The organism is Streptomyces sp. NPDC029296 (assembly GCF_055569255.1).
The window spans coordinates 71,548-97,839 of record NZ_JBVHXT010000016.1 but is presented as its reverse complement, the minus strand read 5'-3'; the positions used below and the strand labels follow the sequence as shown (position 1 = coordinate 97,839).

The window sequence follows — 26,292 nt, the reverse complement described above, 5'->3', positions numbered from 1 at the left end:
CCGGCCCGGGCCCGGGGCGGTCACTGGCGGCGCTGGTCGTACGGGTAGCCGTTCTCGTCGTACTGCTGCTGGTCGTAGCCCTGCCGCCGGTCCCAGTCCTGCTGCTGCGGGTACTGCTGCTGGTCGTACGGCTGCTGGTACTGCTGCTGTCCGTCGTAGTACTGGTCGTAGCCCTGCTGCTGGTTCCAGTCCTGCTGCTGCGGCTGCTGGTACGGGGCCTGCCCGCCGTACGGGGGCTGTCCGTGCTGCGGCTGCCCGTACTGCGGCCGCTGTTCGTGGGACGGCTGGTCCGGCTCGATGCGGCGCAGGCGGGTGGTGGCGTCGTCCATGACCGGGGGCCGCTGCGGCTGCTGGTACCGGGGCTGCTGGTGCGCGGGCTGCTGCTGCGGGACCGGCCGCGGCCCGGCCTGGGCGGCCTTCTTCTCCTTGGAGCGGGCCCGCAGGAACTCGATCGCGATCGGGATCACGGAGACGAGGACGATCAGGATGAGGATCGCCTCGATGTTGGTCTTGACGAACTCGATGTTGCCGAGCCAGGAGCCGAGCAGGGTGACGCCGGCCCCCCACAGGACGCCACCGATGACGTTGAAGGCCAGGAACGAGCGGTACCGCATGCCGCTGACGCCCGCGATGATCGGCGTGAACGTGCGCACGATGGGCACGAAGCGGGCCAGGACCAGGGACTTCGGGCCGTACTTCTCGAAGAACTCGTGCGCCTTGGTGACGTTCTCCTGCTTGAACAGGCGGGAGTCCGGCCGGTTGAACAGGGACGGGCCGACCTTCTTGCCGAACATGTAGCCCGCCTGGTCGCCCAGGACCGCCGCGAGGCAGATCAGGCCGATCGCCGCCCACAGCGGGAAGTCCAGATCGCCCGAGGTGATCAGCAGACCGCAGGTGAACAGCAGCGAGTCGCCCGGCAGGAAGAAGCCGATGAGCAGACCGGACTCGGCGAAGACGATGAGCAGCAGACCCCAGATGCTGTACGTGTCGAGCAGGTAGTTCGGATCGAGCCAGCTCGGGCCTAGGGCGAGTGTCATCACGGGTCCGGGCTCCTGAAGGGGTGAGGGCGGCTACGGCGTCCAAGTGCGGCCGCACAAAGCTATCAACGCGATGTGACCGCCCCAGGTTCCACCGGTGGCTCCAGGATGCCCTGTGCGAGGCCCCGGAGAAAGCTGTGACTCCGGGGACCCGTGTGACCTTTCAGGACGCGGTGTGCCGGGCCGTGTTCGCCGCGATCGCGTCCCGCATGTACCCCGCCAGACCGGGACGGATCGCCTCGTACGTGGCGGTGAACCGCTCGTCGGTGACGTACATCTCACCGAGGCACGCGTGCAGCTCGTGCCCGCAGTCGTAGTACGCGCCCGTGATGAACCGGCGGTGCTCCTCGGCGACGTCCATGGCCGCCGGCGAGTTAGCGGGAACGCCCTCGGCGAGCAGGGCGGCCATGCGGCCGTGGACCGCGTCCAGCTCGCCGTTGACCCGCTTCCAGTCCTCCTTGGTGTAGGCGGCGGTCCGGCGCCGCGACTGCCGGTAGGCCTCGGTGTCGCCCCAGCGCCGCTCCACCTCGTCCGCGTGCCGGTCCGGGTCGAAGTCGCCGAAGACCTCGAACTTCTCCTCGGGTGTCAGGTTGATGCCCATCGTGCGTGCCTCCATGGCGTGCTCCACGGCCGCGGCCATCTCGCGCAGCTTCTCGATCCGGGCGGTCAGCAGGCCGTGCTGCCGGCGCAGGTGCGCGCGCGGGTCCGCGTCCGGGTCGTCGAGCAGGGCCGCGACCTCGTCGAGCGGGAAGCCGAGCTCCCGGTAGAACAGGATCTGCTGGAGCCGGTCGAGATCGGCGTCGGTGTAGCGCCGGTGCCCGGCGTGGGTGCGCTCGCCGGGCACGAGCAGGCCGATCCCGTCGTAGTGGTGCAGGGTGCGCACCGTGATCCCGGCGAATCCGGCGACCTGCCCCACGGTGTAGACCCGTCCCACGGAGGGCTCCCGGTCCACGGGGTGACTCACTGCTTCCGCTCCTTCGGTCGGTACGCCGTCCACACTGGGGCCTCACGTCGCGTGAGGTGCAAGCCGGCTTCGATTCGGGATGTTGATGGCGTTCTGTCCGTTTATGGTGTGTCCATGGCGCTGCACAGAGGTTCCGGGCGGCACGAGGCGCGGACGGTGTCGGTCAACCCGTTCTTCGGGGCGGCCGACCCGGTCGGCGGCATGACCGAGGCCCCGCCCACGCACCGGCTGCCGGACACCCCGCTGCCCCCGTCCACGGCGTACCAGCTGGTCCACGACGAGCTGATGCTGGACGGCAACTCCCGGCTGAACCTGGCCACCTTCGTCACCACCTGGATGGAGCCGCAGGCCGGGGTGCTGATGGCGGAGTGCCGGGACAAGAACATGATCGACAAGGACGAGTACCCGCGCACGGCCGAGCTGGAGCGGCGCTGCGTGGCGATCCTCGCCGACCTGTGGCACGCGCCGGACCCGTCGGCCGCGGTGGGCTGTTCGACCACCGGGTCGAGCGAGGCGTGCATGCTCGCCGGGATGGCGCTGAAGCGGCGCTGGGCGAAGGCCAACGCGGACCGGTACCCGGGGGCGCGGCCCAACCTGGTGATGGGGATCAACGTCCAGGTGTGCTGGGAGAAGTTCTGCGACTTCTGGGAGGTCGAGGCCCGGCAGGTCCCCATGGAGGGCGACCGCTTCCACCTGGACCCGGAGGCCGCCGCCGGGCTGTGCGACGAGAACACCATCGGCGTGGTCGGCGTCCTCGGCTCGACCTTCGACGGCTCCTACGAACCGGTAGCCGGCCTGTGCGCGGCCCTGGACGCCCTCCAGGAGCGCACCGGGCTCGACGTCCCGGTGCACGTGGACGCGGCGTCCGGCGGCATGGTGGCGCCGTTCCTGGACGAGGATCTGGTGTGGGACTTCCGGCTGCCGCGGGTGGCCTCCATCAACACCTCGGGGCACAAGTACGGCCTGGTCTACCCGGGTGTCGGCTGGGCCCTGTGGCGGGACGGCTCGGCCCTGCCCGAGGAGCTGGTCTTCCGGGTCGACTACCTGGGCGGGAACATGCCGACCTTCGCCCTGAACTTCTCCCGGCCCGGCGCCCAGGTGGTGGCGCAGTACTACACGTTCCTGCGGCTCGGCCGGGAGGGCTACCGCGCGGTCCAGGGGGCGACCCGGGACGTGGCGACCTCGCTGGCCCGGCGGATCGCGGAACTCGGCGACTTCCGGCTGCTCACCCACGGCGACCAGCTCCCCGTGTTCGCGCTGACCACGGCCGGGGACGTCACGTCGTACGACGTCTTCGACGTCTCCCGGCGGCTGCGCGAGCGCGGCTGGCTGGTGCCCGCCTACACCTTCCCGGCGCACCGCGAGGACCTGTCGGTGCTGCGGGTCGTGTGCCGCAACGGCTTCTCGCACGATCTCGCCGACCTGTTCCTGGCCGACCTGGCCCGGCTGCTGCCGGAGCTGCGCCGGCAGCCGCGTCCGCTGACCCGGGACAAGGCGGCGGCCACCGGCTTCCACCACTGAAAACCGCCCCCAGCGCCGCGGGCGGCGTTCAGTGGTCGTCCCCCGGGTGCCGCTCCCCCGTCGCGTAGGGGTTCTCCTGGCCCTCGGCGAGGACCCCGACGAACGGCTCGCCCTCCCCCGCGAAGGTGTAGGCGCCCGCCTCCAGGCGGTCGATCAGGCCCTGGGTCCAGGCCGCGTCGGAGTCGGCCGTGTGGAGCCACATGCGCATGATCTCGCCGATGTGGCCGAGCTGTTCCGGGCCGCCCTCGGGGAGGTAGTGCCCGGTGACGGAGTCCCGCCACCGCCCGATCCGGCGGATCCGCTCCCGCAGCAGCTCCAGGGCCTCGGCGCGGGGCAGCTCGACCAGGAAGCCGACGGCCGCCGACTGGACGTCGGTCTTCTGGTCGTAGGAGACCAGGGACTCGCGCAGCAGCCGGAGGAACTCCTCCTCGCCGCGGGGGGTGATCTCGTACTCGGTGCGCGGCGGCCCGCCGGCCGTGGACGGCGCCGTCTCGTGCGCGTGCAGCAGTCCCTGCCGGGCCATCTGCTTCAGGGCGTGGTAGACCGAGCCGGGCTTGGCGTTGGACCACTCGTGCGCGCCCCAGTACTCCAGGTCGTTGCGCACCTGGTAGCCGTGGGCCCGGCCGTGCTGACGGACCGCGCCCAGCACGAGGAGACGGATCGCTGACATGGGGTCCAGGTTAGGACCCCGTGTCAGGCCCGGATGCGCACGACCACGGTCCGCCGCCTCTCGTCCGGCCCCTCACCGGGGCGCTTCCCCGGACCGGACGGGCGCTAGAACGGGAATCCGCTGCGGCCGTGCTGGATCGAGATCCACTTGACCGTGGTGAACGCCTCCAGCGTGGTCTCGCCGTTGAGGCGGCCGACACCCGAGTGCTTCTCCCCGCCGAAGGGCACGATCGGCTCGTCGTGGACGGTGCCGTCGTTCACGTGGAACATGCCGGTGTCGATCCGCTTGGCGAAGGCCACACCGCGCTCGATGTTCCCGGTGTGGACGGCGCCGCTGAGGCCGTAGGGGGTGCCGTTGACGATCCGCACCGCGTCCTCCTCGCCGTCGAACGGGATGAGGAAGACGACCGGGCCGAACACCTCCTGCTGGAGCAGCGGGGAGCCGGCCGGGATGCCGGTCAGCACGCTCGGCTCGACCAGGTTGTTGGTCGTGGTGCCGTGCACCAGGGCGGTGGCGCCCTCGGCGAGCGCCTGCTCGACGGTGCCGGAGATCGCGTTGGCCTGCGCGGAGTTGATCATCGGGCCGATCACGGTCTGCGGGTCGCGCGGGTCGCCGACCTTGAGGCTCCGGACCTTGGCGACGAACTTCTCGGTGAACTCCTCGTGGACGGAGCGGTCCACCAGCACCCGGTTGGCGGCCATGCAGACCTGCCCCTGGTGCACGAACCGGCTGAAGACGGCCGCATCCACCGCGTAGTCGACGTCGGCGTCGTCCAGCACCACCAGGGCGCTGTTGCCGCCCAGTTCGAGGACCGAGCGCTTGAAGTGCTTGGCGCACACGGTGGCGACGTGCCGGCCGACCTTGTCCGAGCCGGTGAAGGAGATCACCTTCGGGACGGGGTGCTCGATGAACGCGTCGCCGATCTCGGCGATGTCGGTGACCAGGACGTTCAGCAGGCCGCCGGGCAGACCGGCGTCCTCGAAGATCTTCGCGATCAGGGTGCCGCCGGCGATCGGGGTGTTCTGGTGCGGCTTGAGCACCACGGCGTTGCCGAGCGCGAGGGCCGGGGCGACCGACTTCAGCGACAGCAGGAAGGGGAAGTTGAACGGGCTGATCACGCCCACGACGCCGACCGGGACGCGGTAGACGCGGTTCTCCTTGCCGTCGCCCGGGGAGGGCAGGATCCTGCCCTCGGGGCGCAGCGCGAGGTGGATCGACTCGCGCAGGAACTCCTTGGCGAGGTGCAGCTCGAAGCCGGCCTTCACCCGCGTGCCGCCCAGCTCCGCGGTGATCAGGTCCGCTATCTCCTGCTCGCGGTCCTCCACCAGCCGCAGCGCCCGCTCGAAGACGGCCCGCCGGGTGTAGGGGTTGGTCTCGGCCCACTCCTTCTGGGCGCGGGCGGCCGCCTGGTAGGCCAGGTCCACCTCGTCGACGGTGGCCACCGTGATCGAGGCCAGCTTCTCGTCGTTGTAGGGGTTGAAGTCGATGACGTCCCAGGAGCCCGAGCCCGGGCGCCATTCGCCGTCGATGTACTGCCGGGCCAGGTCGCTGAAGTAGGACGACATGTGATCCCTCGATCGCTAGCGGACACCAGATCTACGCCACGTCTGATTGGACGTCATGGTACTTGTGACCGTGGCGAGTTGAGAGCCGCAATCGCTCAGGAGAGTTGCAGGAGGCCGCGGAGCAGGTCCCGGCTCTCGTCCGGGCCGGGGCTGTCCTGCTGGAGTTCCTTCAGGGCCTGCTCGTACTGGGCGACGTCCTCGCGCTTGTCCAGGTAGAGGGCGCTGGTCAGCTGTTCCAGGTAGACCACGTCCGACAGGTCGGACTCGGGGAAGCTGAGGATGGTGAAGGCGCCGCTCTCACCGGAGTGCCCGCCGAAGCTGAACGGCATGACCTGGAGCCGCACGTTGGGCCGCTCGGAGATGTCGATCAGGTGCTGGAGCTGGCCGCGCATCACGTCCCGGTCGCCGTAGGGGCGGCGCAGGGCGGCCTCGTCCAGGACGATGTGCAGCTCCGGGGCGTTGTCGGAGAGCAGGTGCCGCTGCCGCTCCAGGCGCAGGGCGACCCGGCGCTCGATGTCGGCGACGCTCGCGCCCTTCATGCCGCGCCGGACCACCTCGCGGGCGTACTCCTCGGTCTGCAGCAGGCCGTGCACGAACTGCACCTCGTAGACCCGGATCAGCGAGGCGGCGCCCTCCAGGCCCACATAGGTGGGGAACCAGCTCGGCAGGACGTCCGTGTAACTGTGCCACCAGCCCGCCACGTTCGCCTCCCGGGCGAGGGAGAGCAGCGACTCGCGCTCCGACTCGTCGGTGATGCCGTAGAGCGTCAGCAGGTCTTCCACGTCTCTGGTCTTGAAGCTCACCCGGCCCAGCTCCATCCGGCTGATCTTCGACTCGGAGGCGCGGATCGAGTAACCCGCCGCCTCGCGCGTGATCCCCCGCGCTTCCCGCAGTCGCCTGAGTTGCGAGCCGAGCAGCATCCGCCGCACCACCGATCCGGGCTCTCCCGCGCTCACTTTCGCCAGCCTCCCCAACCGTCTCCCAGGGGCCGAAGTCTGCCACTAAAACACTCCGAGCAGTACTCGCCCGGTTACGGAAACGGAAAGAGCTCGGCCGTTTCCGTCTGGCCCGGACCGGGAAAGAGGTCCGGACCTCTGGCGGGTGACGAGGTGAACTCGGCGGAAAAAATGGCCAAGAAGTGGTACGGGCAGTGCCATTTCGCTCGCGTGCACGTGCATCTGCCCTTGCATCTGCTCTGCGCTTCCGAAACCATGGGTGCCGCGCCACCGCTGCATCGCAACGACCGCGAATTCCCGGGAGTGCCTCGCATGGGGACGAATGGATCGACCATGCTCAAGCCGTTACGGCAGGGCCTTCCGCCGCTGGATCCCGCGGCCGTGTCCGATGCCGCCTCCTGCGCCCTCCCCGCCCGCTACGAGGCGGTGCGCGAGGCCCGGCGCTTCACCCGGGACACCCTGGCCCAGTGGGACGTCGGCGACCGCTTCGACGACGTGTGCCTCGTCGTCTCCGAACTCGTCACCAACGCCCTGCGCCACGCGGTGCCGGCGGACCCGTGTCCCGTCGGCGGGCTCCCCTCCGTGCGGCTGCACCTGATGCGCTGGCGCGAGCGGCTGGTGTGCGCGGTGCGCGACCCGAGCCACGAGACGCCCGTGCCGCAGGACTCGGACGACTTCTCGGCCGAGTCCGGCCGCGGCCTCTTCCTCGTCGACTCCTTCGCCGACAGCTGGGGCTGGCACCCGCTCGCGGGCACGCTGGAGGGCAAGGTGGTCTGGGCGCTGTTCCGGCTGCACCCGGCGGGCTGATCCGGCCCGGCGCGGGCGCGCGGGCGGGATCTACGCGCGTACACCCGTCGCCCGTGCGGTGACGTCTTCGGCCGGCGGCCGCCCGTCGGCCGTACGCGGCGCCCCGCGCCCGCTTCCGCGTACGCGCGCGGACCGGGCCGTCGGGCGGTCAGCTCGCGATCAGGTGGTCGAACTCGCCGTCCTTGATCCCGAGGAGCATCGCCTCGATCTCGGCGCGGGTGTAGACGAGCGCCGGCCCGTCCGGGAAGCGCGAGTTGCGCACGGCGACATCGCCGCCCGGCAGCCGCGCGAACTCCACGCAGGAACCCTGCGAGTTGCTGTGCCTGCTCTTCTGCCAGGCCACTCCGTCCAGCTGCGTGGCAGCCATGCCGTTGTACACGTCGTACCCCCCGTACACGCCGTCAACGTCGCGGTCCACAGGTCGCTCCCCGGTGGTGCACTGGCTGTGTGGCCATAGGTGCTGTGGTCAACTGACCCGGATCATAACTCTGTTCACGTGCGGATGCATGAGCAGATGCACGTGCACGAGCGGTGTTCCCGCGATTACAGCTTTGACGTGTGCTTTGCCAGAGCCGCTCCCGCGCCCACCCCGGAGCAGGCACGACATGCCCGGCCCCGCACTAGGGAGAGACGCGTGCGACGCCCTCCATGTTCCATCCTCCGGGCAAGTGACGGCCCGCCGGACTGGCCGGAACGGCGTCCGCCCACCGGAGGGACGGCCTCCGGTGGGTGGCGTAGACCGGCGGCCCCGCCGTTACGGCACCGGGCCGCGGGTGCCGGGACACGTGACGGAGATCATCCGGTGCCGGTCGGCGCAGCCCTCCGGAGCGACTCGTTCCGCAGTACCCCCCGGTACGGCGAGAGGCAGGGCAGCAGTGCCGTCCCCCGGGCGTTCTTCACGGCCCGTGCGAGCAGTCGCTGCCGGCGGGCGGTGACCCGGGTCACCCGGCGGCTGCGGATCTCGCCCCGGTCCGGGAGGAACTCCCGCGGCAGGCGGTGTCTTTGCAGTCCATGAAGGTGATCCCGGACACATCCAGGGGGCTGGGGCGGTTCCGGGCGGACGGACGGTCGCCCTCCCGGGGCATCAGACCCTCAGCAGGGTGTCGAAGGCGGGCGGGAGCCGGCGCCAAAGGTCCCGTCCGGCGGCGTACTCGGCGTTGGTGAGCAGGCAGGACTCCAGCAGCCGGACCAGACCCTCGCGGTCGAGGCCGGGCGAGGTGAACACGAGGTGGTTGCGGCGGTCGCCGTGCTCCGGGTGCCAGTCCAGCGCGGCGGCGGCGCGGCGCACCGGCGGGACCAGCTCCCAGGCCGCGTCCGGCAGCGCGGCGAGCCAGGGCCCGGCGCTCTCCACGCACAGTGCCCCGCCGGCCGCGTCCCAGTGCAGCAGCGTGTCCGGCTTGTCGGCGAGCCAGAACCGGCCCCGGCTGCGGGCGGCGGCACAGGTCAGGTCCTCCAGCGCCCCGTACAGCCGCTCCGGGTGGAAAGGGCGGCGGTGGCGCCAGACCAGGGTGGTGACGCCGTGGTCGTCGGCCTCCTGGGGCAGCAGGGCGCAGGCCGGGTGCTGGGCAGCGGCGGCGGCGGCCACGTCGAATCCGGCGAGGGCGGCCCGGGCGAGCGGCCCGGGAGCACCGGCGTCGGCGCCGGCCGGGGCCCGGCGGTCGGGGTCTTCCACGCCGATCGGGATCCGGCGGGCCGTCGGGTGGAGCTGGGCCAGCAGTTCGTGGTCCTCGTCGTCGGCCTCCGGGGAGTCGGCGACGGCGAGCACGGGGGCGTACTCCAGCTGCCGGGCGAAGGTGTCGGCGACCGTGCGCCGGTCGGTGGCCGCCGCGGCGAGCCCGGCCTCGGCGAGGTCGTCGCCGTTGCCGAGGTACGGCAGCACCAGCGCCGGGTCCACGGCGGTGATCACCGAGGTGACGGCCAGCCCGCCGGACGCGATCACCTCGGCCATCGCCTTGGGCTCGACCGAGTCCCACAGCTCGACGATCGCCAGCCGGATGACACCGGTGTCGGCGAGCCGGCGCAGCTCGGGCACCAGGTCCTCGCGCAGCGCGCAGCAGGCACAGTCGTCGACCAGGGGCGTCGTTCCGCTCGACACGACGCCGTCGCGGTCGCGGACCGTGCGCGCGACGGTGCCGGCACGGGCCGCGGACAGGTCGTGGTGGAGCACGACGCTCCCGGCCACGTCGGCGAGCAGCCGGCCGACGGCCGCCGAGCGGGCGGCGGCGTGCAGCCCGCCGACGACGGCCACCGCCAGGCTCACGCCCCGCCCCGCTTCCCGAACCGGCGCTCGAAGCGCTCCACGCGTCCGGCGGTGTCCAGCACCCGTGCGGTGCCCGTGTAGAAGGGGTGGCTGACGTCGGAGATCTCCACGTCCACGACGGGATAGGTGTGCCCGTCCTCCCACTCGACCGTCTTGTCGCTCGTCATGGTCGACCGGGTGAGGAAGGCGTGTCCGGCGGCGCGGTCGCGGAAGACGACCGGTCCGTAGGCGGGGTGGATTCCCTTGCGCATGGCGGAGGTTCAGCGCTCCTCTCGGTAATCGACGTGCCGGCCGGCGACGGGGTCGTACTTGCGCAGCGTCAGACGGTCGGGGTCGTTGCGGCGGTTCTTGCGGGTCACGTAGGTGTGGCCGGTTCCGGCGGTGGACTTCAGCCGGACGACCGGGCGCAGCTCGTTGCGTGGCATGCTGCTACCTTACTGAAAATGAATTCCATTTACTGACTCGTTCGAGGAGAGCTACGTCACCATGTCCGCGCACTGCATGCTCACCGGGGCCCGGCCGGGCTTCGGCAACCGCGTGTCCCACTCCCACCGGCGCACCTCCCGCCGCTTCGACCCCAACATCCAGACCAAGCGCTACTGGCTGCCCGGCGAGGGGCGGTACGTCCGGCTGCGGCTGAGCGCCAAGGGCGTCAAGACGGTGGACGCGATCGGCGTCGAGGCGGCCGTCGCCCGGATCCGCGCCCGGGGGGTGCGGGTCTGATGGCGAAGAAGAGCAAGATCGCGAAGAACGAGCGGCGCAAGGCGGTCGTCGCCCGGTACGCCGAGCGCCGCGCCGAGCTGAAGGAGATCCTCCGCCGGCCCGACACCCCGGAGGCCGAACGGCTCGCCGCCCGGCGGGAGCTGCGCGCACAGCCGAGGGACGCCAGTGCCACGCGCGTCCGCAACCGCGACGGGATCGACGGCCGCCCGCGCGGCCACCTGCGCGCCTTCGGGCTGTCCCGGGTGAACCTGCGCACGCTCGCGCACCAGGGCTTTCTGCCCGGGGTCCGTAAGTCCTCCTGGTGACGGCACGGCTCCGTCGGTCGCGAAGACGTCGCCCCGCACCCCGGTGACCAGCAGGGACGCGAGGCCGCGCTCCGGCCGCCACCGGGGTTGCGGAGGGGCGCGCGCACGGGACCCGGGAGCAGGCGCCATGATGCAAGGGCACCGTCACGACCAGGACAGGGACCCGCTCATGCGCGCCATTCCGCTCACCGTCACCGCCCTCGCCGCCGCCTTGCTGCTGACCGCCTGCGACGACGGTGGCGGCAAGAGCGGTGACAGCGCCGGCTCGGCCTGCGAGATCGGCGGGGTCTCCGTGCAGATCGGCTCGGCGAGCGTGGCCCCGGCCGCCGGGGACACCGGCGAGATCCCGGTCAGCCTCACCAACCAGAGCACGCCCTGCACCCTGGACCACTTCCCCGAGGTGGTCCTGAGCGGCGGCGGCAGCGATGCCGCCGTGCCCACGCTCAAGGGCGCGAAGGCGCAGAAGCTGAAGCTCGCCAAGGGCGACTCCGCGACCTTCTCCCTCAGCTATGTCCGCGGCGGGGACGGCGCGAAGAACGTCCTCGCGGCGCAGACCGTGAAGATCACCCTGCCCGGTACCGACACCGGGCGGAGCTTCCCGTGGAAGTACGGCCCGGTCGCCGGCAAGGCCGACGGGAGCGGACCGGACGCGTCGGTGAGCGCCTTCCAGCAGGTCGGCGACTGAGGCTCCGGGCGAGGCTGCGGGCGGGCCGGCGACCGAGGCCGCGGGCGGGCCGGCGGCGAGGCCGGACCGGCGGGGTTCCGGCGCGGTATCGGGATCCGGCGCGGCACCGACGCCCGGCGCGGCACCGCCGAGGTCCGGCGCGGCACCGGGGTCCGCGCGACGCCGGGGCCGGCCGCGGTACCGGGGCTCACTCCAGCCGGGGGCGGGCCCTGACCTGGGCCTGGTCCGCCGCCCGGGCGCCCTCGGTCCAGCCCGCCGCGTCGCCGACCCCCCGCAGCCGGGTCGTCGTGGTCTCCGGGAACATGTGCTCCAGCCGGCCGGTGACGGCTATCGCGCGCGTGGCCAGCACCGGCAGCAGGTCCTGGGTCACCTGGGTCTCGGCGGCGGCCGTGAGCCGGTCGCCCACGCGGTGCGCGTAGGCCGCGAGGAACGACTGCCGGAAGGTCTTGGTCCGCTTGCGTCCGCCGGCCCGCTGGGCCGCCTCGGCCCTGGTCATCGCGTGCGTGGCCTGCACCAGCAGCGAGGTGTAGAGCAGTTCGACGGCCTCCAGGTCCGCCTCGAAGCCGACGACCGTGGAGAAGCCGAGCGGTTCGTTCCACACCGCGCGGCAGTGGTTGGCCGTGGCCACCGCGTCCAGCAGGACCGCCTTGGCCTGTTCGTACGGCGGCTCGACCCCGATCCGGCAGGCTCCCGGCGCGTCCGGCGCGGGCGCCCCGGCGGCGAGCAGCGCCTCGTCGACGCTGTGCCGGGCCATCAGCTCCTGCGCCTTGGCGCTGAGCGCCTCCGCCTCCTCGGGATAGCCGGTCGCCTCGGCCTTGGCGAGCAGCGCGCGGATGCGGGTGAGCATGCGGGAGGCGGCCGGGCCGGGGGCGCGGCGGGGCTCGTCCTCCAGGGGCTCCAGGGCGGGCAGGCGCAGCAGCAGGCGGTACAGCTCCAGGACGGCCGTGGCGTGCGAGAAGCGGTCGGCGGTGCCGTCCGGACCGGCGGGCAGCGCGGCCAGCTGGCCGGTCCAGCGGCGCCCGCGCGGACGGTCCCGCCCGGCCTGCGCCCGGATCAGCCCGGCGGCCAGGCGGACGTGCGGGTCCTCCAGCTCGCGCCGCACCAGCCGTACGACGTCGGCGGGCTGCCAGCCGCGCCTCCAGGCCGCCGCCACGAACTCCTCGCCGCGCCGCGCGAGTTCGGCGTCGCTCCCCGGATCGGCGGCGAGCAGGGAGGCGCCCGTGTCGAGCCCGGTGTCGGTGTCGTCGTAGAGGGCGGCCCGGAAAGCCCGCTCGACGGTGCTGGCGGTACTGGTCACAGGCTCGATCGTGCCACGCGCCACCGACAGTGGGAGGACCGCCGTCCACAGCCTGTGGACAACTCCGGTGGCGGCGCGGTCGCGGGCGGCCCCGGGCGGGTGTCCTGGACCGCTTCGGCGGGGCGGTGTGCGCGGACTCACCGTACGGCCGGCGGCCACGCCCGAGCGGACCGGTGTCCGACGCGAAGGTGACTGACAACCAGTGGTTGACACTCCTAGAAAGGCAACCTACGGTTGACACTATGGCGACCAACCCCAAACCCACGGCCTCCGTGCGCCTCGACGACCTCATCGAGGCCATCAAGAAGGTCCATCACGAGCCCCTCGACCAGCTCCAGGACGCGGTGATCGCCGCCGATCACCTCGGTGACGTGGCCGACCACCTGATCGGGCACTTCGTCGACCAGGCCCGCCGCTCGGGAGCGTCCTGGACCGACATCGGCCGCAGCATGGGCGTGACCCGGCAGGCGGCGCAGAAGCGGTTCGTGCCCAAGGAGTCCGCCGACCTCGACCCCAGCCAGGGATTCAGCCGCTACACCCCCCGCGCGCGGAACGTGGTCATGGCCGCGCACAACGAGGCGGTGGCCGCCCGCAACACCGAGGGCCGCCCGGAGCACCTGCTCCTCGGCCTGCTGTCCGAGCCCGAGGCCCTGGCCGCGAAGGCGATCACCGCGCAGGGCGTGGTCCTGGACGCCGCACGCCAGGCCGCGACCGCCGCGCTGCCACCGGCCGCGGACGACGTCCCCGACCTCGTCCCCTACGGCCCCGACGCCAAGAAGGTCCTGGAACTCACCTTCCGCGAGGCCCTCCGGCTCGGCCACAACTACATCGGCACCGAGCACATCCTTTTGGCCCTGCTGGAGCACGAGAACGGGCAGGGCGTCCTCAGCGGCCTCGGCATCACCAAGCCGGCCGTCGAGGCGGAGGTGGGCAGGATGCTGGCCCTGCTGCTGGAGAACACCTCCGAACCGGACGGCTCGCAGGGATAGACCCGCAGGTCACGGCCGATTGTCAGACCCGCCTGCCACACTCGCGGACATGACGGACCGGTGGGCGCTCGCACCGGCCGAGGACGGAGGCGTGGACGTCGCCCCCCTCGGCCCGGACGGGCTGCCCGCCGGACCGGTGCGGCGGGAGAGCGATCTCGCCGGGGCGGTGCGGAGCCGCCCGGAGGTGACGCGCTGGGTGTGGCGCTCGACCGCCGAGGTCTACCCGCGCCTGCTCGCCACGGGGGTGCGAGTGGAGCGGTGCTACGACATCGAGGACGCCGAGACACTCCTGCTGGGCCACGAGGGCCGGTACGGCGAGCCACGCTCGGCCGCCGCCGCCCTGGCCCGCCTCCGCGGCGGCCCCGTCCCGCCCGACCCGCCGCAGCGCGCGGCCGAACCCGGCGCCCAGTCCCCGCTGTTCGAACCCGCCGGCCGGCGCCTGCCCCTGCCGGACCTGCTCGCGGTCTACGCCGACCAGCAGCGCCGCCACCAGCGGGCCGCCCACCCCGACCGGATGCGGCTGCTGACCGCCGCCGAGTCGGCGGGCATGCTGGTGGCCGCCGAGATGAACCGCTCCGGCCTGCCGTGGAGCGCCGGGGTCCACCGCGAACTGCTGCACGAACTGCTCGGCGAGCGGTACGCGGGCGGCGGTGAGCCGCGCCGCCTCGCCGAGCTGGCCGACGAGGTGTCCGCCGCCTTCGGCCGCCGGGTGCGGCCGGACCTGCCCGCCGATGTGGTCAAGGCCTTCGCGCAGGCCGGGATCAAGGTGAAGTCCACCCGCCGCTGGGAGCTCAGGACCGTCGACCACCCGGCCGTCGCACCCCTGCTGGAGTACAAGAAGCTGTACCGCATCTGGGTGGCGCACGGCTGGTCCTGGCTCCAGGACTGGGTGCGCGACGGCCGCTTCCGCCCCGAGTTCCTGGCCGGCGGCACGGTCACCGGGCGCTGGGTGACCAACGGCGGGGGCGGACTGCAGATCCCCAAGGTGATCCGGCGGGCCGTGGTCGCCGACCCCGGCTGGCGGCTGGTGGTGGCCGACGCCGACCAGATGGAACCGCGCGTGCTGGCCGCGATCTCCCGCGACCCCGGCCTGATGGAGGTGGCCGGCCGCGACAGCGACCTCTACCAGTCCGTCTCCGACCGCGCCTTCTCCGGCGACCGCGAGCAGGCCAAACTCGCCGTGCTCGGCGCGGTGTACGGCCAGACCTCCGGCGACGGCCTGAAGAACCTCGCCGCGCTCCGCCGCCGCTTCCCGAAGGCCGTCGCCTACGTCGACGAGGCCGCCCGCGCGGGCGAGGAGGGCCGGCTGGTCCGCACCTGGCTGGGCCGCACCTGCCCGCCGGCCGCCGGTTCCGGCGAGGACACGGCCCAGGAGGCGGGCATCCCGGTCGGCGAGGAGGAACCGGAGGCCCAGTCCGGCTGGGTCCCCGGGTACGCCTCGACGAACGCCCGCGCGCGGGGCCGCTTCGCCCGCAACTTCGTCGTCCAGGGCAGCGCCGCCGACTGGGCCCTGCTCCTGCTCGCCGCGCTGCGCCGCGCCCTGGGGGACATGGCGGCCGAGCTGGTCTTCTTCCAGCACGACGAGGTGATCGTGCACTGCCCCGCACAGGAGGCCGACGCGGTCGTACGCGCCATCCGCGACTCCGCCGCCCTGGCCGGCCGGCTGACCTTCGGCGACACCCCGGTGCGGTTCCCGTTCACGACGGCGGTGGTCGAGTGCTACGCCGACGCCAAGTGAGCGAGTCCCCCCGTCCCCCGGGCACCTCCCGGCCGCCGCTCGACGGCCCCCTTCACCCGGCGTCGCCGGGGCCCTCGCCCAGCAGCTCCCGCAGTTCCGCCAGGACCGCCTGTTCGTCCGTGCCCTCCAGTGCCTCCCGCGCCGCGCGCCAGGCGTCGTACGCCTCCGTCCGCCGTCCCCGCTCCCGCAGCAGGAGGCCGTGCTGGTGCAGGGCCAGTCCGCCCGTGTAGCGGTCGGCGCGGGCGTCGGCCCGGCGCAGCAGCTCGGCGCACTCGTCGGCCGCCCGTCCGGTCTGCCGGAGCTGCCGCAGCGCGCGGACCAGGCCGAGCCGGGTCTGGGCCTCGCCGTGCCAGTCGCCGTGGTCGCCGAGGATGCGCAGGCTCTCCTCGAAGTGCCGGGCGGCGGCCTCCGGTTCGCCGAGGGTGAGATGGGCGTAGCCGATGTTGCAGTGCGCCGAGTGCCGCACGATGACCGCGCCGATCCGGTCCCCGATCGCCAGCGAGCGCCGGTGCTGCTCGATGGCGGCGCGCGGGTCGGTGTGCTCGTAGAGGTTGCCGAGGTGGCTGCGGGTGACGGCCTCGCCGTAGGGATCGTTCAGCAGCCGCGAGTAGACGAGGCTGCGGCGCAGCGCCTCCCCCGACTCCGCGAACCGCCCGAGCCCCTCCAGCAGCAGCCCCCGGTTGTTCAGGCAGCGCCGGATCCGGGAGACCGCGCCGAGCCGCCCCCAGATCTCCAGGGCCTGGTCGGTGAGGGTGAGGGAGTCGTTCTGCCGGCCCGTCAGGAAGTGCAGGGCCGCGAGGTCGCACAGCGCGTACGCCTCGGCGGCCGGATCCCTCAGCCGCCGCGCCGCCCGGAGACCGGCCCGCCCCAGCACCTCCATCTCGGCGACCCGGCCGCCGCGCTGCACATAGGGCAGGAGCAGCCGTGTGAGCACCGAGAGGTGGGCGGCGGTGCGCGGATCACCGGTGTCCGCGTTCCGCGCCACCAGCGCGACGACGTTCTCCAGCTCCACCTCGCCCCAGGCGAACGCCTCCTCGGCCGACTCGAAGGGCGCGAGGGCGGCCACGTCCGCCGCGTGCCCGGCGGGCTGCGCGGCGGTCGGCCGCCGCCGGTCGTCCTGGTCGACGCCGGGCCCGGTGATCGCCGTCAGCACCCGCTCGGCCACGGCCGCGTACCAGCGCAGGGCGACGAGATCGGCGGTGCCGGTGTCCGGGTCCGGGGCCACGTCCGCGGCGGTGGCCCGCGCGTCGGCGTCGGCCAGCTCGCGGGCGAAGTCGCGGACGAGGTCGTGGGGCGCGTACCGGCCGTATGCCGTCTCCTCCAGCAGGGCGACGTCGACCAGGCGGTCCAGCGCGGCCTCGGCACGCCGCTCGTCGGTGCCGGTGAGACGGGCGATCAGCGGGGCGCCGTACGTCGGCAGGTCGAGTGCGCCGATGCGGCACAGGGCGAGGGCCGCGTCCCGGTCGGCCTCGCGCTCGGCGGCGGCCAGCGCGTCGTGGGCGACGGCCAGGGAGCGGCGGACGCTCAGATCGTCGTACTCCAGGTGGTGCAGCCGGCTGCCGGTGTCGGCGAGCTGCCCGGCCAGGACGTCCGGGGTGAGGGGGCGGCGGGCGGCGAGCCGGGCGGCGACCACGCGCAGCGCCAGCGGGAGCCGGCCGGTCAGCTCGACCAGCGGATGACCGGAGTCCAGCCCCTCGCGTCCGCTCACCGCGCGCAGCAGGGCCGCGCTGTCCTCGCCGGTCAGCGGGGAGAGCGGGAAGCGCCGGGCGCCGTCGAGGGCGGTGAGCGGCGAGCGGCTGGTGACGATCACCGCGCAGCCGGGCCCGGCCGGGAGCAGCGGCCGCACCTGGGCCGCGTTCGCCGCGTCGTCCAGCACCAGCAGGACGCGGGCGGGGGCGAGCAGGGAGCGGAGCAACGCGGCGGCGGCGTCCGGGTGTTCGGGGATGTTCCGGGGGCCGACGCCGAGGTCGCGCAGCAGCGCGGTGAGCGCCTGGGTGGCGGTGAGCGGGGCCACGCCGGGGGTGGCGCCGTGCAGATTGACGTAGAGCTGGCCGTCGGTGAAGCGTTCCCGCAGCTCATGGGCCACGTGCAGGGCCAGGGCGCTCTTGCCGACCCCGGCCATGCCGCTGATCACCGCGACGCCGGGGCCCGGGGCGGACGGCCGGGTCAGCGCGTCGCGCAGTTCGCGCCGTACGTCCGCCCGCCCGGTGAAGTGGGCCGGCGGGGCGGGCAACTGGGCCGGACGCGGGGTCTGCGAGGCGGGCGGCGCGGCGTCGACGCGCGGGGAGCCGGGGCTCGCGGATTCGGCGGCGGGGGTGCCGGCCGGCCGGGAGGCCGTGGACGCGGGGAGGGTGGTGCCGGGCGACGCGACCGAGGCGGGGCCGGAGACATGGTGATCGCCGGCACCGCCGCCCGTGGACGGCGCGCCGTCGTCACCGGTGCCCGGCTCCCCGCTCGCCCGGCCTTCCGGCTGGTCGTCGTCGCGTGCCTCGCCGCCGCGGCCGCGCAGCACCTCGACATGGGCCTCGCGGACCGTCGGGCCGGGTTCGATGCCGAGTTCCTCCACCAGGCGGGCGCGCAGATCGCGGTGGACGGCGAGGGCCTCGGCCTGGCGCCCGGTGCGGTGCAGGGCGAGCATCAGCTGACGGTGGTACGCCTCGCGCAGCGGATGCTCGGCGACCAGCGCGGACAGCTCGGGCACGAGGGCGGCCAGGCGGGCGCCGCCGAGGGCGAGTTCGGCGTCGTAGCGCCACTCCAGAAGGAGCAGCCGGGCCTGCTCCAGGCGCTGCGCGAAGGCGTAGCCGCCGATGTCGGCGGGGAGTCCGCCGAGCGGGGCGCCGCGCCACAGCGCGAGCGCGCCGGAGCTGGCCCGCAGGACGCCCGGCCAGTCCCGCCGGGCGTGCGCGGCGCGCGCCTCGGCGACCCGGGCGTCGAAGACGTGCACATCCAGCTCGCCGTGGTCGACCCGCAGCACATAACCCGGCGGTACGGCCCGGAGCCGCTCGGGATCGTCCAGGAGCCGGCGCAGCCGGGTGACGTGGTTGTGCAGGGATGCCTGCGCGGAGACGGGCGGCGTGCCGCCCCACAGCGCGTCCTTCAGCATCTCGACCGACACGACCCGGCCGGGCTCCAGCAGCAGCGCCGCGAGCAGGGCACGGACCTTGGGACTGCCGATCGACCGGACGTGCCCGTCGCCCGCGGCTCCGGCAGCGGGGTCGTACGGCGCCCCGTACGCCGGTCGGTCGTAGAGGACCGGCGGTCCCAGCAGTCCGAAGCGCAGCTCGCACCGCCGCATCACGCCGCTCCACAGCCTTCCCGCGCGGTCGGGGCCGACCGCGCTCCGCGGCGGGTGTGTGCCCGCCGTCGCCTGGCGGAAACCCGCCCTGTCCACAACGGCGTCCCGCCACTCGTTGCCCACTGAACGGCCGACGGAATGCACCCTTCCAAGGGTCTTTTCCCGCTATTGAAAGGCCACTTCCGGCCAGCCGCCCGGCGGCCCGCTGACGAACCGTTGGCCACATGTTAGCGATCCGTTGGCGAATCCTGATGTGATCATTCCATCGGATCTGGCTCGACGGCGCGCGCGTATGTCGCGTAACTCGGGGGAGTGTCGCCGCAGGCCGGATCCGGGGACGACAAGGGCCCCGGCCGGCGGAGGTGAACGACCGGGGCCCCGTCCCGCCTTTCCCCGACAGCGTGCTCACGCGCCCCTGCCGCCACGCCCCACCGAACCCACAGGCCCCATCCGGCCCCACCGGGATGCCAAACCCTCTGAACGACAAAACCCCAGGTCAGACGATGTCTGCCCTGGGGTTCCAGTGGAGCCGCTTTCGGGATTCGAACCCGAGACCTACGCATTACGAGTGCGTTGCTCTGGCCATCTGAGCTAAAGCGGCGTGCTGCTCGAACCATGGTGCGATCGGCAACGTCGGTAAGTCTACACAGTTTCCCGGGGTGCTTCGTACCCACCCCGGAGCGGGGGCTTCCGGGGTGGGCTCCAGGGGCTATGAGCAGCGCTTTCCGGGGGGTGGCGGGGTGCCTCGGAGGAGGTAGGTGTCGATCGCCGTGTCGATGCAGCCGCTGCCCCGCCGGTACGCCGTGTGGCCGTCGCCGTCGTACGTCAGCAGGCGGGCCGAGGAGAGCTGCCCGGCCAGGGACCGTGCCCAGCGGTAGGGCGTCGCCGGGTCGCGGACGGTACCGACCACCACGATCGGCGCCGCTCCCCTCCCCTCGATGCGGTGCGGCTCGCCCGTGGCCCGCACCGGCCAGTACGCGCAGTTCAGGGAGGCCCAGGCCAGGCCCGGGCCGAAGACCGGGGACGCCTTCTCGAACGCGGGCAGCGCCTTCTCCACCTCCTCGGGACCCGAGAACGCGGCGGGCAGGTCCAGGCAGTTCACCGCCGCGTTGGCCATCATCAGGTTGCTGTAGTGGCCGTCGGCGTCCCGCTCGTAGTAGCTGTCCGAGAGGGACAGCAGACCCGCGCCGTCGTGCTCCTCCATCGCCGAGGTCAGCGCCTCGCGCAACTGCCCCCAGGACCCCTCGTCGTACATCGACGCGATCACCCCGGTCGTGGCCAGCGCCTCCCCCAGCCTGCGGCCGTCCGCGTCACCCGTCGGCAGCGGCCGGGCGTCCAGCTCCCGGAAGAACGCCCGCAGGCGCTCGCCGACCCGCGCGGGGGTCGTGCCCCGGCCGCCGAGCGGGCAGTCGGCGTGCCGTACGCAGTCCTTCGCGAACGCCTGGAACGCCGTCTCGAAACCCGCCGTCTGGTCCAGGTTCAGCCCGCGGGCGTCCAGGGACGGGTCCATCGCGCCGTCCAGCACCATCCGGCCGACCCGCTTCGGGAACAGCCCCGCGTACGTCGCCCCGAGGAACGTGCCGTACGACGCCCCGACGTAGTTCAGCCTCCGGTCGCCGAGCACCGCCCGCAGGATGTCCATGTCCCGCGCCGCCTCCACCGTCGAGACGTGCCGCAGCAGCCGCGCCGAGTGGGCCCCGCAGCTCTCCGCGAACCTCCGGTCCGCCGCGACCAGCGCGTCCCGCTCCCTCTGGTCGTCGGGTGTCGGATCCGTCTGCGTGTACGCGTCCATCCGCCGCCCGTCGAGGCACTTCACGGGCTCGCTGCGGGCGACGCCCCGCGGGTCCATCGCCACCATGTCGTAGCGGGCGCGGACCGCCGCCGGGTAGCCGAGGGCCGCGTACTGCTGGAGGTACCCCACCGCCGAGCCGCCCGGGCCGCCCGGGTTGACCAGCAGCGAGCCGAGCCGCCCCGCCGTGCCGGTGGCCTTCTTGCGGGCGACGGCGAGGCGGACGGTGCCCGCGTCGGGGCGGGCATAGTCCAGCGGGGCCTTCATCGTCGCGCACTCGAACCCGGGGGCACCGCACGCGCGCCAGCGCGGCCGTTGGCTGTAGTACGGCGTCAGCGCCGCCGGGGTCGCACGCGGCAGCGCGGCGAGCGCGGCCTGCACCGTCCCGGCGGCCGACGTGGCCGGGCTCCCGGGGGAACAGGCGGACACCAGCAGCGCGCCGGCCGCGAGGAGGGTGGCCGTGAGTCGGGCCGCCGTCCGGGGGCGGACGCCCCGGATCCGATGGGCACGGCCGGAACCGCGGGGAGGGGGAGTTGGCCTGGTTCGCATCAGGCGAGCGTAACGCCGGGCGACGGCTCAGGTGCGATGCGTAGTGTTTGTGCCCTCCTACGGGGGACGCGCCCGCTCACCCCGCCCGCAGTGCCATCGTCATCGCCTCCACCGCCAGCAGCGGGGCCACGTTGCGGTCCAGCGCGTCGCGGCACGCCGAGATCGCCTCGATGCGGCGGAGCGTGGACTCGGGGGTGCTGCCGCGCGCCAGCCGGTCCAGGGCGTCCTCGGCGTCGGCGTTGGCGATCGCCACACGCGTGCCGAGCTGGAGGGCGAGGACATCGCGGTAGAAGGCGGTGAGGTCGCCGAGGGCCACGTCGAGACTGTCGCGCTGCGTCCGGGTCCTGCGGCGCTTCTGCATGTCCTCCAGGTCCTTCATCACCCCCGCCGTCCCGCGCGGCATCCGGCCGCCCTGGGCCGCGCCGAGCGCCGCCTTCAGTTCCTCGGTCTCCTTGCCGTCCATCTCCTCGGCGAGCTGCTTGGCGTCCTCCGCCGCCGCGTCGACCAGTTCCTGGGCGGCCTTGAGGCAGGCGCCCACCTCACCGAGCCGCAGCGGCAGCCTCAGCACGGCGGCGCGGCGCTCGCGGGCCGCCGGGTCGGTGGCCAGCCGGCGGGCCCGGTCGACATGGCCCTGGGTGGCGCGGGCGACGGACGCGGCGACCTCGGGCTCGATGCCGTCGCGCCGTACGAGCATGTCGGCGACCGCGTCGACGGACGGTGTGCGCAGGTTCAGGTGGCGGCACCGGGAGCGGATGGTGGGCAGGACGTCCTCGATGGAGGGGGCGCACAGCAGCCACACCGTGCGCGGGGCCGGCTCCTCCACGGCCTTGAGGACGGCGTTGGCCGACTTCTCGTTCAGCCGCTCGGCGTCCTCGACCAGGATGATCTGCCAGCGGCCGTTCGCCGGGGCGGTGAACGACTTGCGGACCGTGTCCCGCATGTCCTTGACCAGGATCTCGGAGCCGACCGCGGCGACCGTCGTGACGTCCGCGTGGGTGCCGAGCAGTGCCGTGTGGCAGCCGTCGCAGAAGCCGCAGCCGGGGACGCCGCCGAGCGCCCGGTCGGGGCTCACGCACTGCAGAGCGGCGGCGAAGGCCCTGGCCGCCTGGTTCCGGCCCGCGCCGGGCGGGCCCGTGAACAGCCAGGCATGGGTCATCTTCGACGCCTCGGGGGGCGGCTGCTCCGCCGTGGCGGCCGTGACGAGGGCGTCGGCGTCCCGCGCGGCCGCGTCGAGCACCGCGCTCACCTTCTCCTGCCCGACGAGGTCGTCCCACACGGTCATGGGTCACGCCGCCCTTCCGTCACACTCCGCGTTCCGGGATCCATTGTGCGGGCGCGCACCGACAACGGGAGACGACCCGGGTCGCGGGGCGTGCGGGGAGCCGGCCGGGCGGGCGGGGAAGCGACCGGCGCCCGGCGCCCGGCATGCCGACCGGCGTCTCATGGAGGCGACCGTGCCCCGACGTGCCGACCGGCGTCTGACGGTGGCGGCCGGGGACCGGCGGAGGCGGCCCGGAACCCGCGCGGCGCGACCGGCCGGCGCGGCACCCCGGTCGGTCACCGGGGCCCCGCCGGCCTCCTCAGGCCCCTCGGCCCCTCAGCCGCGTCGGCCCCTGCCCCGGCCCCGGCCCCGGCCCCGGCTGCCCGGCTCCTCGTTCTCGCCCCCGTCGCCGTACTCCCGCTCGCCGTACGCGCTCTCGTCGTACGACCCGAGCAGTTCGTCGGCCAGCGACGGCAGGTCGTCCAGCGGGGTCTCCTCGGCCCAGTCGGAGCGCGGGCGGCGGGGGGTGCCGTCGGCGCCGAGCTGGGGCATCTCCCGCGTGCGGGGCTCGGAACCGTCGGGTCCCGCGGCGGGGCGCTCGTCCCGGAAGAAGCCGGGCGGCACCCGGTCCGCCGGGTCGTCGCCCCGCACGGGCGGCAGCACGGCCGTCTCGTCGGCCGCGCCCGGGGTCACCCGCGGCAGCACCGCCGTCTCGTCCCCGGCACCCGGGCCCGACGCCGGCGACCCGGCCGGACCGTCGGCGGACACCGGCGGCGGTGCGGCCGTCTCGTCCGCCGCGCCGGAAGGCACCTGCGGCAGCACCGCCGTCTCCTCCCCCGGCCCGGAGGGCACCGGCGGCTGCGGCAGCTCGGCGGTCACCTCGGAGTCCGGGGAGGAGTCCCGGGCGCCACCGGCGAAGCGGTCGCGCACCGGTCGCAGCACCGTCGTGTCGTCCGTGGCCGGACCGTCCGTACGGCGTTCCGTCCCGCCCGGGGTCCGCGCGTCCGGCGACACCGCCGGCGTCGGAACGGTCTCGTCGACGGGCGAAGCGCCAAAGGTGTGCCCGGCGTCCCCGGTGTTCCGGGCGGTGCCCGGCGTCGTGGGCAGGGGCGCGCTGGGCCTGCGGGCCGCCGCGTCGGCCGCCGCCGCGGCCTCGGCGGCCTGCCGGCGGGCCTCCTCGGCGCGGAGCAGCGCCTCCTCGGCCTTGCGCTGCGCCTCCAGACGCCGCGCCTCCTCCTCGGCACGCAGCTTCGCCTGCCGGGCCTCCTCCTCCGCCCGCAGCCGGGCCTGCCGGGCCTCTTCCTCGGCGCGCAGCCGGGCCTCCTCCTCGGCCTGCTTGCGGCGCCGTTCCTCCTCCGCCTTGCGGCGGGCCTCCTCCTCGGCGCGCGCCTTCTCCTCGGCGAGCAGCCGCTGCCGCTCCTCCTCCGCGCGCCGGCGCGCCTCCTCGGCCCGCTGCCGGGCCTCCTCCGCCTGCCGCTCGGCCTCGCGCCGCTGCGCCTCCTCCAGCTCGCGCCGCTTGCGCTCCTCCTCCTCGGCGCGCAGGCGGGCCAGCTGCTCCTGGCGCTCACGCTCCAGGCGCTCCTCCTCGGCCTTGCGGGCGGCCTCTTCCTCGGCCTTGCGGCGGGCTTCCTCCTCGGCTTTGCGGCGCGCCTCCTCCTGGGCCTTGATCTCGGCCTCGGACAGCGGCAGCACGACGTCCAGCCGGTGCCGGATCACGGTGGTGACGGCCTCGGGCTCCTGTCCGGCGTCCACCACCAGATAGCGGCCGGGGTCGGACGCGGCCAGCGTGAGGAAACCGGCCCGCACGCGTGCGTGGAACTCGGCCGGCTCCGACTCCAGCCGGTCCGGTGCCTCGGTGAACCGTTCGCGGGCGGTCTCCGGGGAGACGTCCAGCAGCACGGTGAGGTGCGGGACCAGCCCGTCGGTGGCCCAGCGGTTGATGCGGGCGACCTCGGTCGGGGACAGGTCGCGGCCGGCGCCCTGGTAGGCGACGGAGGAGTCGATGTAGCGGTCGGAGATGACCACCGCGCCGCGCTCCAGGGCGGGCCGTACGACCGTGTCGACGTGCTCGGCGCGGTCGGCGGCGTACAGCAGTGCCTCCGCGCGGTGCGACAGGCCGGCCGAGGACACGTCCAGCAGGATGGAGCGCAGCCGCTTGCCCACCGGGGTGGCGCCGGGTTCGCGGGTGACCACGACCTCGTGGCCCTTGGCCCGGATCCACTCGGCGAGCGCCTCGGCCTGGGTGGACTTGCCGGCGCCGTCACCGCCCTCCAGGGCGATGAAGAAGCCGTTGGCCGCCGGTGCCGTGACCGGGTCGTCACCGCCGAGCAGCGCGTCCTTCAGGTCCTGGCGCAGCGGTACGCCGGAGCGGTCGTCGACCTTGGCGAGCACCAGCGCGGCCACCGGCAGCAGCAGCGCGCCGACCAGCATCAGCGTGAAGGCCGCGCCGCCGTGCGCGAAGACGAACTTGCCGTTCTCCAGCCGGTGCGGGCCGATCAGCGCCGCGAACAGCGGTGCGATCAGGACGCCGAGCGCTATGAAGACGCGGACGACGGCGTGCAGGTGCTCGGTGGTGCGCGCCCGGCGGAAGTCCTCGGTCTCCTGGTCGAGCAGGGTGTGCCCGGTGTTCGCGGCGACGCCCGCGGCGGCACCGGCCAGCGTGACGATCAGCAGGACCGTGGTGACGTCCGGGACCAGTCCGGCGGCCAGCAGCGCGATGCCGGTGACGGCGATCGCCAGGGCCAGCAGACGGCGGCGGGACAGGGAGGGCAGCAGCGCGGGGGCGGTCCGGATGCCGACGGCGACGCCGCCGGTCAGGCCCAGCACCAGCAGGCCGTAGAGGACCGGGCCGCCGCCCAGGTCCTTGGCGTGCAGCACGCACACCGAGACGGCCGCGGCGATCGCCCCGGCGACCCCGGCGCAGGCCGGGACCAGCAGCGGGGCGGCGCCCGTGCGGCCCTTGTCGACACCGGTGCCGGTGCGCGGCCGGCGCAGTCCCTCCAGCGGGGACCGCGCGCGCGGGGTGTGGGTGCCGGGCACCTCCAGGGAGGTCAGCACGGACAGCGAGGCGGCGAACAGGCCCGCCGCCACGTACGACGCGAGGGCCGCCTGATGCTGGTCGAACCAGGCCACGCCCGTGCCCAGCAGGTTGTTCAGCAGGGCGGCGCCGACCAGGACGGCGGCGGCCAACGGGACGGTGAGGAAGGTGGTGCGCAGCGCCAGGCGACGCAGGGCGTCCAGGTGGTCCGGCAGCGGCCGCACGGTCGCGCCCTCCGGGGGCGGGGCCGGCAGCAGGGCCGGGGCGGCGCTCTCCCGGCACACCGTCCACAGCCGCTCGGCGACGCCGGTGACGAAGGCGGTGACCAGCAGGACGGCGAGCGCGTCGCCCGGGATCCAGGCGATCCACAGGGGCGCGACGATCAGCAGCGCGGCGCGCAGCCCGTCGGCGCCGACCATGGTCCAGCGGCGGTCGAGCGGGCCCTCCAGGGCGGTGAGCGTGGTCAGCGGGCCGAGGAGGACGGCACCGAAGAGCAGCGTGGCGAGGACGCGTGCGCCGAAGACCGTCGCCACTGCGAACGCCACGCCTCGGTAACCACCGCCGAAGGCGCCCTCGGCGATCGCCGCCTGGAGGACCAGGACGACGAGGACGAGAAGGGACAGGGTGTCGCCGACCCCGCTGACCAGCTGCGCGCTCCACAAGCGCCTCAGCTGCGGTCGGCGCAGCAGGGAACGGACGGCACGCTCGCGGGAGTCCGCGACCAGGGCGTCGTCCGGGGCTGTGGGGTGGGCCGTTGGCTGCTCGGCTCGCGTCATGCGTTCAGCCTATCCGCAGCCACTGACACCACACCTCGCGTGTCCGCACGCGCGTCCGCCCCGGTACC

General features: G+C 74.0%; 21 protein-coding genes, 1 tRNA gene and 1 pseudogene. 7 read left to right on the top strand and 16 right to left on the bottom strand.

What is annotated here, in order from left to right; genetic code table 11:
* Positions 1–20 precede the first annotated feature (20 nt).
* Both ACZ4W9_RS16360 and ACZ4W9_RS16355 read right to left on the bottom strand, forming a co-directional pair.
* Complete coding sequence (locus ACZ4W9_RS16360) at positions 21–1,037, bottom strand: DedA family protein (protein ID WP_467936104.1); 1,017 nt, start codon at positions 1,035–1,037, stop codon at positions 21–23.
* A gap of 163 nt (positions 1,038–1,200) precedes the next feature.
* Complete coding sequence (locus ACZ4W9_RS16355; protein ID WP_467936102.1) at positions 1,201–2,001, bottom strand: MerR family transcriptional regulator; 801 nt, start codon at positions 1,999–2,001, stop codon at positions 1,201–1,203.
* A 114-nt stretch (positions 2,002–2,115) separates the two neighbouring features.
* Between ACZ4W9_RS16355 and ACZ4W9_RS16350 the strand changes: the two genes are divergently transcribed.
* A complete protein-coding gene (locus ACZ4W9_RS16350; RefSeq protein WP_467936100.1) occupies positions 2,116–3,522 on the top strand; it encodes a glutamate decarboxylase in 1,407 nt (468 codons plus the stop codon).
* A gap of 28 nt (positions 3,523–3,550) precedes the next feature.
* On the opposite strand, the gene ACZ4W9_RS16345 is transcribed toward ACZ4W9_RS16350, so the two are convergent.
* The 3 genes from ACZ4W9_RS16345 to ACZ4W9_RS16335 form a co-directional block, all read right to left on the bottom strand.
* Positions 3,551–4,192, bottom strand: coding sequence for a PadR family transcriptional regulator (locus ACZ4W9_RS16345; protein ID WP_467936098.1), 642 nt, complete (start codon positions 4,190–4,192; stop codon positions 3,551–3,553).
* A gap of 104 nt (positions 4,193–4,296) precedes the next feature.
* On the bottom strand, positions 4,297–5,757 hold the full coding sequence (locus tag ACZ4W9_RS16340) for an aldehyde dehydrogenase family protein (protein WP_467936096.1): 1,461 nt from the start codon (positions 5,755–5,757) through the stop codon (positions 4,297–4,299).
* A gap of 95 nt (positions 5,758–5,852) precedes the next feature.
* Positions 5,853–6,677, bottom strand: a complete 825-nt coding sequence (locus ACZ4W9_RS16335) for a helix-turn-helix domain-containing protein (RefSeq protein ID WP_467936218.1) — start codon at positions 6,675–6,677, stop codon at positions 5,853–5,855.
* 369 nt (positions 6,678–7,046) lie between these two features.
* Here ACZ4W9_RS16335 and ACZ4W9_RS16330 point away from each other — a divergent pair, with 369 nt between their 5' ends.
* Positions 7,047–7,520 (top strand): ATP-binding protein, encoded by a 474-nt coding sequence (locus ACZ4W9_RS16330; protein ID WP_467936094.1) that lies wholly within the window; start codon positions 7,047–7,049, stop codon positions 7,518–7,520.
* 148 nt (positions 7,521–7,668) lie between these two features.
* On the opposite strand, the gene ACZ4W9_RS16325 is transcribed toward ACZ4W9_RS16330, so the two are convergent.
* The 5 genes and pseudogenes from ACZ4W9_RS16325 to rpmG form a co-directional block, all read right to left on the bottom strand.
* Complete coding sequence (locus ACZ4W9_RS16325) at positions 7,669–7,938, bottom strand: DUF397 domain-containing protein (RefSeq protein WP_318202125.1); 270 nt, start codon at positions 7,936–7,938, stop codon at positions 7,669–7,671.
* Positions 7,939–8,315: 377 nt separating this feature from the next.
* Positions 8,316–8,605: pseudogene (gene rpsR / locus ACZ4W9_RS16320) on the bottom strand (30S ribosomal protein S18).
* Positions 8,605–9,780, bottom strand: coding sequence for a CobW family GTP-binding protein (locus ACZ4W9_RS16315; RefSeq protein WP_467936091.1), 1,176 nt, complete (start codon positions 9,778–9,780; stop codon positions 8,605–8,607). The pseudogene rpsR and the gene ACZ4W9_RS16315 overlap by 1 nt, the downstream one beginning before the upstream one ends.
* Entirely contained in the window at positions 9,777–10,031 is a 255-nt protein-coding gene (locus ACZ4W9_RS16310; RefSeq protein WP_318202127.1) for a type B 50S ribosomal protein L31, read from the bottom strand. Before ACZ4W9_RS16310 ends, ACZ4W9_RS16315 begins: the two co-directional genes overlap by 4 nt.
* 9 nt (positions 10,032–10,040) lie before the next feature.
* Positions 10,041–10,205, bottom strand: a complete 165-nt coding sequence (gene rpmG, locus ACZ4W9_RS16305; protein WP_467936089.1) for a 50S ribosomal protein L33 — start codon at positions 10,203–10,205, stop codon at positions 10,041–10,043.
* Positions 10,206–10,266: 61 nt separating this feature from the next.
* Here rpmG and rpmB point away from each other — a divergent pair, with 61 nt between their 5' ends.
* From rpmB to ACZ4W9_RS16290, 3 genes are all read left to right on the top strand, one after another.
* Positions 10,267–10,503: a 50S ribosomal protein L28 gene (gene rpmB, locus ACZ4W9_RS16300; protein WP_189997928.1), complete on the top strand. Its 237-nt coding sequence runs from the start codon at positions 10,267–10,269 to the stop codon at positions 10,501–10,503.
* The gene (rpsN, locus tag ACZ4W9_RS16295) at positions 10,503–10,808 is read left to right on the top strand and encodes a 30S ribosomal protein S14 (RefSeq protein WP_467936087.1); all 306 of its coding nucleotides are present in this window, start codon (positions 10,503–10,505) and stop codon (positions 10,806–10,808) included. Before rpmB ends, rpsN begins: the two co-directional genes overlap by 1 nt.
* Positions 10,809–10,977: 169 nt before the next feature.
* Complete coding sequence (locus ACZ4W9_RS16290) at positions 10,978–11,493, top strand: DUF4232 domain-containing protein (RefSeq protein WP_467936085.1); 516 nt, start codon at positions 10,978–10,980, stop codon at positions 11,491–11,493.
* A gap of 187 nt (positions 11,494–11,680) precedes the next feature.
* Here the strand turns inward: ACZ4W9_RS16290 and ACZ4W9_RS16285 are convergent, their stop codons facing one another.
* Complete coding sequence (locus ACZ4W9_RS16285) at positions 11,681–12,790, bottom strand: DUF2786 domain-containing protein (protein WP_467936083.1); 1,110 nt, start codon at positions 12,788–12,790, stop codon at positions 11,681–11,683.
* 242 nt (positions 12,791–13,032) lie between these two features.
* Here ACZ4W9_RS16285 and ACZ4W9_RS16280 point away from each other — a divergent pair, with 242 nt between their 5' ends.
* Positions 13,033–13,779, top strand: coding sequence for a Clp protease N-terminal domain-containing protein (locus ACZ4W9_RS16280; RefSeq protein ID WP_467936081.1), 747 nt, complete (start codon positions 13,033–13,035; stop codon positions 13,777–13,779).
* Positions 13,780–13,828: 49 nt separating this feature from the next.
* Entirely contained in the window at positions 13,829–15,517 is a 1,689-nt protein-coding gene (locus ACZ4W9_RS16275; RefSeq protein ID WP_467936079.1) for a bifunctional 3'-5' exonuclease/DNA polymerase, read from the top strand.
* A 52-nt stretch (positions 15,518–15,569) separates the two neighbouring features.
* Here the strand turns inward: ACZ4W9_RS16275 and ACZ4W9_RS16270 are convergent, their stop codons facing one another.
* From ACZ4W9_RS16270 to tmk, 5 genes are all read right to left on the bottom strand, one after another.
* Positions 15,570–18,812, bottom strand: a complete 3,243-nt coding sequence (locus ACZ4W9_RS16270) for an AfsR/SARP family transcriptional regulator (protein ID WP_467936077.1) — start codon at positions 18,810–18,812, stop codon at positions 15,570–15,572.
* A gap of 524 nt (positions 18,813–19,336) precedes the next feature.
* Positions 19,337–19,413, bottom strand: a tRNA-Thr gene (locus ACZ4W9_RS16265).
* 108 nt (positions 19,414–19,521) lie between these two features.
* On the bottom strand, positions 19,522–21,150 hold the full coding sequence (locus ACZ4W9_RS16260; protein WP_467936075.1) for an alpha/beta hydrolase: 1,629 nt from the start codon (positions 21,148–21,150) through the stop codon (positions 19,522–19,524).
* Positions 21,151–21,226: 76 nt separating this feature from the next.
* Positions 21,227–22,432, bottom strand: a complete 1,206-nt coding sequence (locus ACZ4W9_RS16255) for a DNA polymerase III subunit delta' (protein ID WP_467936073.1) — start codon at positions 22,430–22,432, stop codon at positions 21,227–21,229.
* Between the two features lie 315 nt (positions 22,433–22,747).
* The gene (gene tmk, locus ACZ4W9_RS16250) at positions 22,748–26,224 is read right to left on the bottom strand and encodes a dTMP kinase (RefSeq protein WP_467936071.1); all 3,477 of its coding nucleotides are present in this window, start codon (positions 26,222–26,224) and stop codon (positions 22,748–22,750) included.
* Positions 26,225–26,292: the final 68 nt, after the last annotated feature.

Excerpts from the sequence above, each read along its gene's own strand:
- rpmG (WP_467936089.1), bottom strand. The coding sequence starts at position 10,205 with ATGCCACGCAACGAGCTGCGCCCGGTCGTCCGGCTGAAGTCCACCGCC.
- ACZ4W9_RS16260 (WP_467936075.1), bottom strand. The coding sequence starts at position 21,150 with ATGCGAACCAGGCCAACTCCCCCTCCCCGCGGTTCCGGCCGTGCCCAT.
- ACZ4W9_RS16350 (WP_467936100.1), top strand. The coding sequence starts at position 2,116 with ATGGCGCTGCACAGAGGTTCCGGGCGGCACGAGGCGCGGACGGTGTCG.
- ACZ4W9_RS16345 (WP_467936098.1), bottom strand. The coding sequence starts at position 4,192 with ATGTCAGCGATCCGTCTCCTCGTGCTGGGCGCGGTCCGTCAGCACGGC.
- ACZ4W9_RS16280 (WP_467936081.1), top strand. The coding sequence starts at position 13,033 with ATGGCGACCAACCCCAAACCCACGGCCTCCGTGCGCCTCGACGACCTC.
- ACZ4W9_RS16290 (WP_467936085.1), top strand. The coding sequence starts at position 10,978 with ATGCGCGCCATTCCGCTCACCGTCACCGCCCTCGCCGCCGCCTTGCTG.
- ACZ4W9_RS16360 (WP_467936104.1), bottom strand. The coding sequence starts at position 1,037 with ATGACACTCGCCCTAGGCCCGAGCTGGCTCGATCCGAACTACCTGCTC.
- ACZ4W9_RS16255 (WP_467936073.1), bottom strand. The coding sequence starts at position 22,432 with ATGACCGTGTGGGACGACCTCGTCGGGCAGGAGAAGGTGAGCGCGGTG.
- ACZ4W9_RS16310 (WP_318202127.1), bottom strand. The coding sequence starts at position 10,031 with ATGCGCAAGGGAATCCACCCCGCCTACGGACCGGTCGTCTTCCGCGAC.
- ACZ4W9_RS16335 (WP_467936218.1), bottom strand. The coding sequence starts at position 6,677 with ATGCTGCTCGGCTCGCAACTCAGGCGACTGCGGGAAGCGCGGGGGATC.
- rpmB (WP_189997928.1), top strand. The coding sequence starts at position 10,267 with ATGTCCGCGCACTGCATGCTCACCGGGGCCCGGCCGGGCTTCGGCAAC.
- tmk (WP_467936071.1), bottom strand. The coding sequence starts at position 26,224 with ATGACGCGAGCCGAGCAGCCAACGGCCCACCCCACAGCCCCGGACGAC.
- ACZ4W9_RS16340 (WP_467936096.1), bottom strand. The coding sequence starts at position 5,757 with ATGTCGTCCTACTTCAGCGACCTGGCCCGGCAGTACATCGACGGCGAA.
- ACZ4W9_RS16330 (WP_467936094.1), top strand. The coding sequence starts at position 7,047 with ATGCTCAAGCCGTTACGGCAGGGCCTTCCGCCGCTGGATCCCGCGGCC.
- rpsN (WP_467936087.1), top strand. The coding sequence starts at position 10,503 with ATGGCGAAGAAGAGCAAGATCGCGAAGAACGAGCGGCGCAAGGCGGTC.
- ACZ4W9_RS16270 (WP_467936077.1), bottom strand. The coding sequence starts at position 18,812 with ATGCGGCGGTGCGAGCTGCGCTTCGGACTGCTGGGACCGCCGGTCCTC.
- ACZ4W9_RS16275 (WP_467936079.1), top strand. The coding sequence starts at position 13,829 with ATGACGGACCGGTGGGCGCTCGCACCGGCCGAGGACGGAGGCGTGGAC.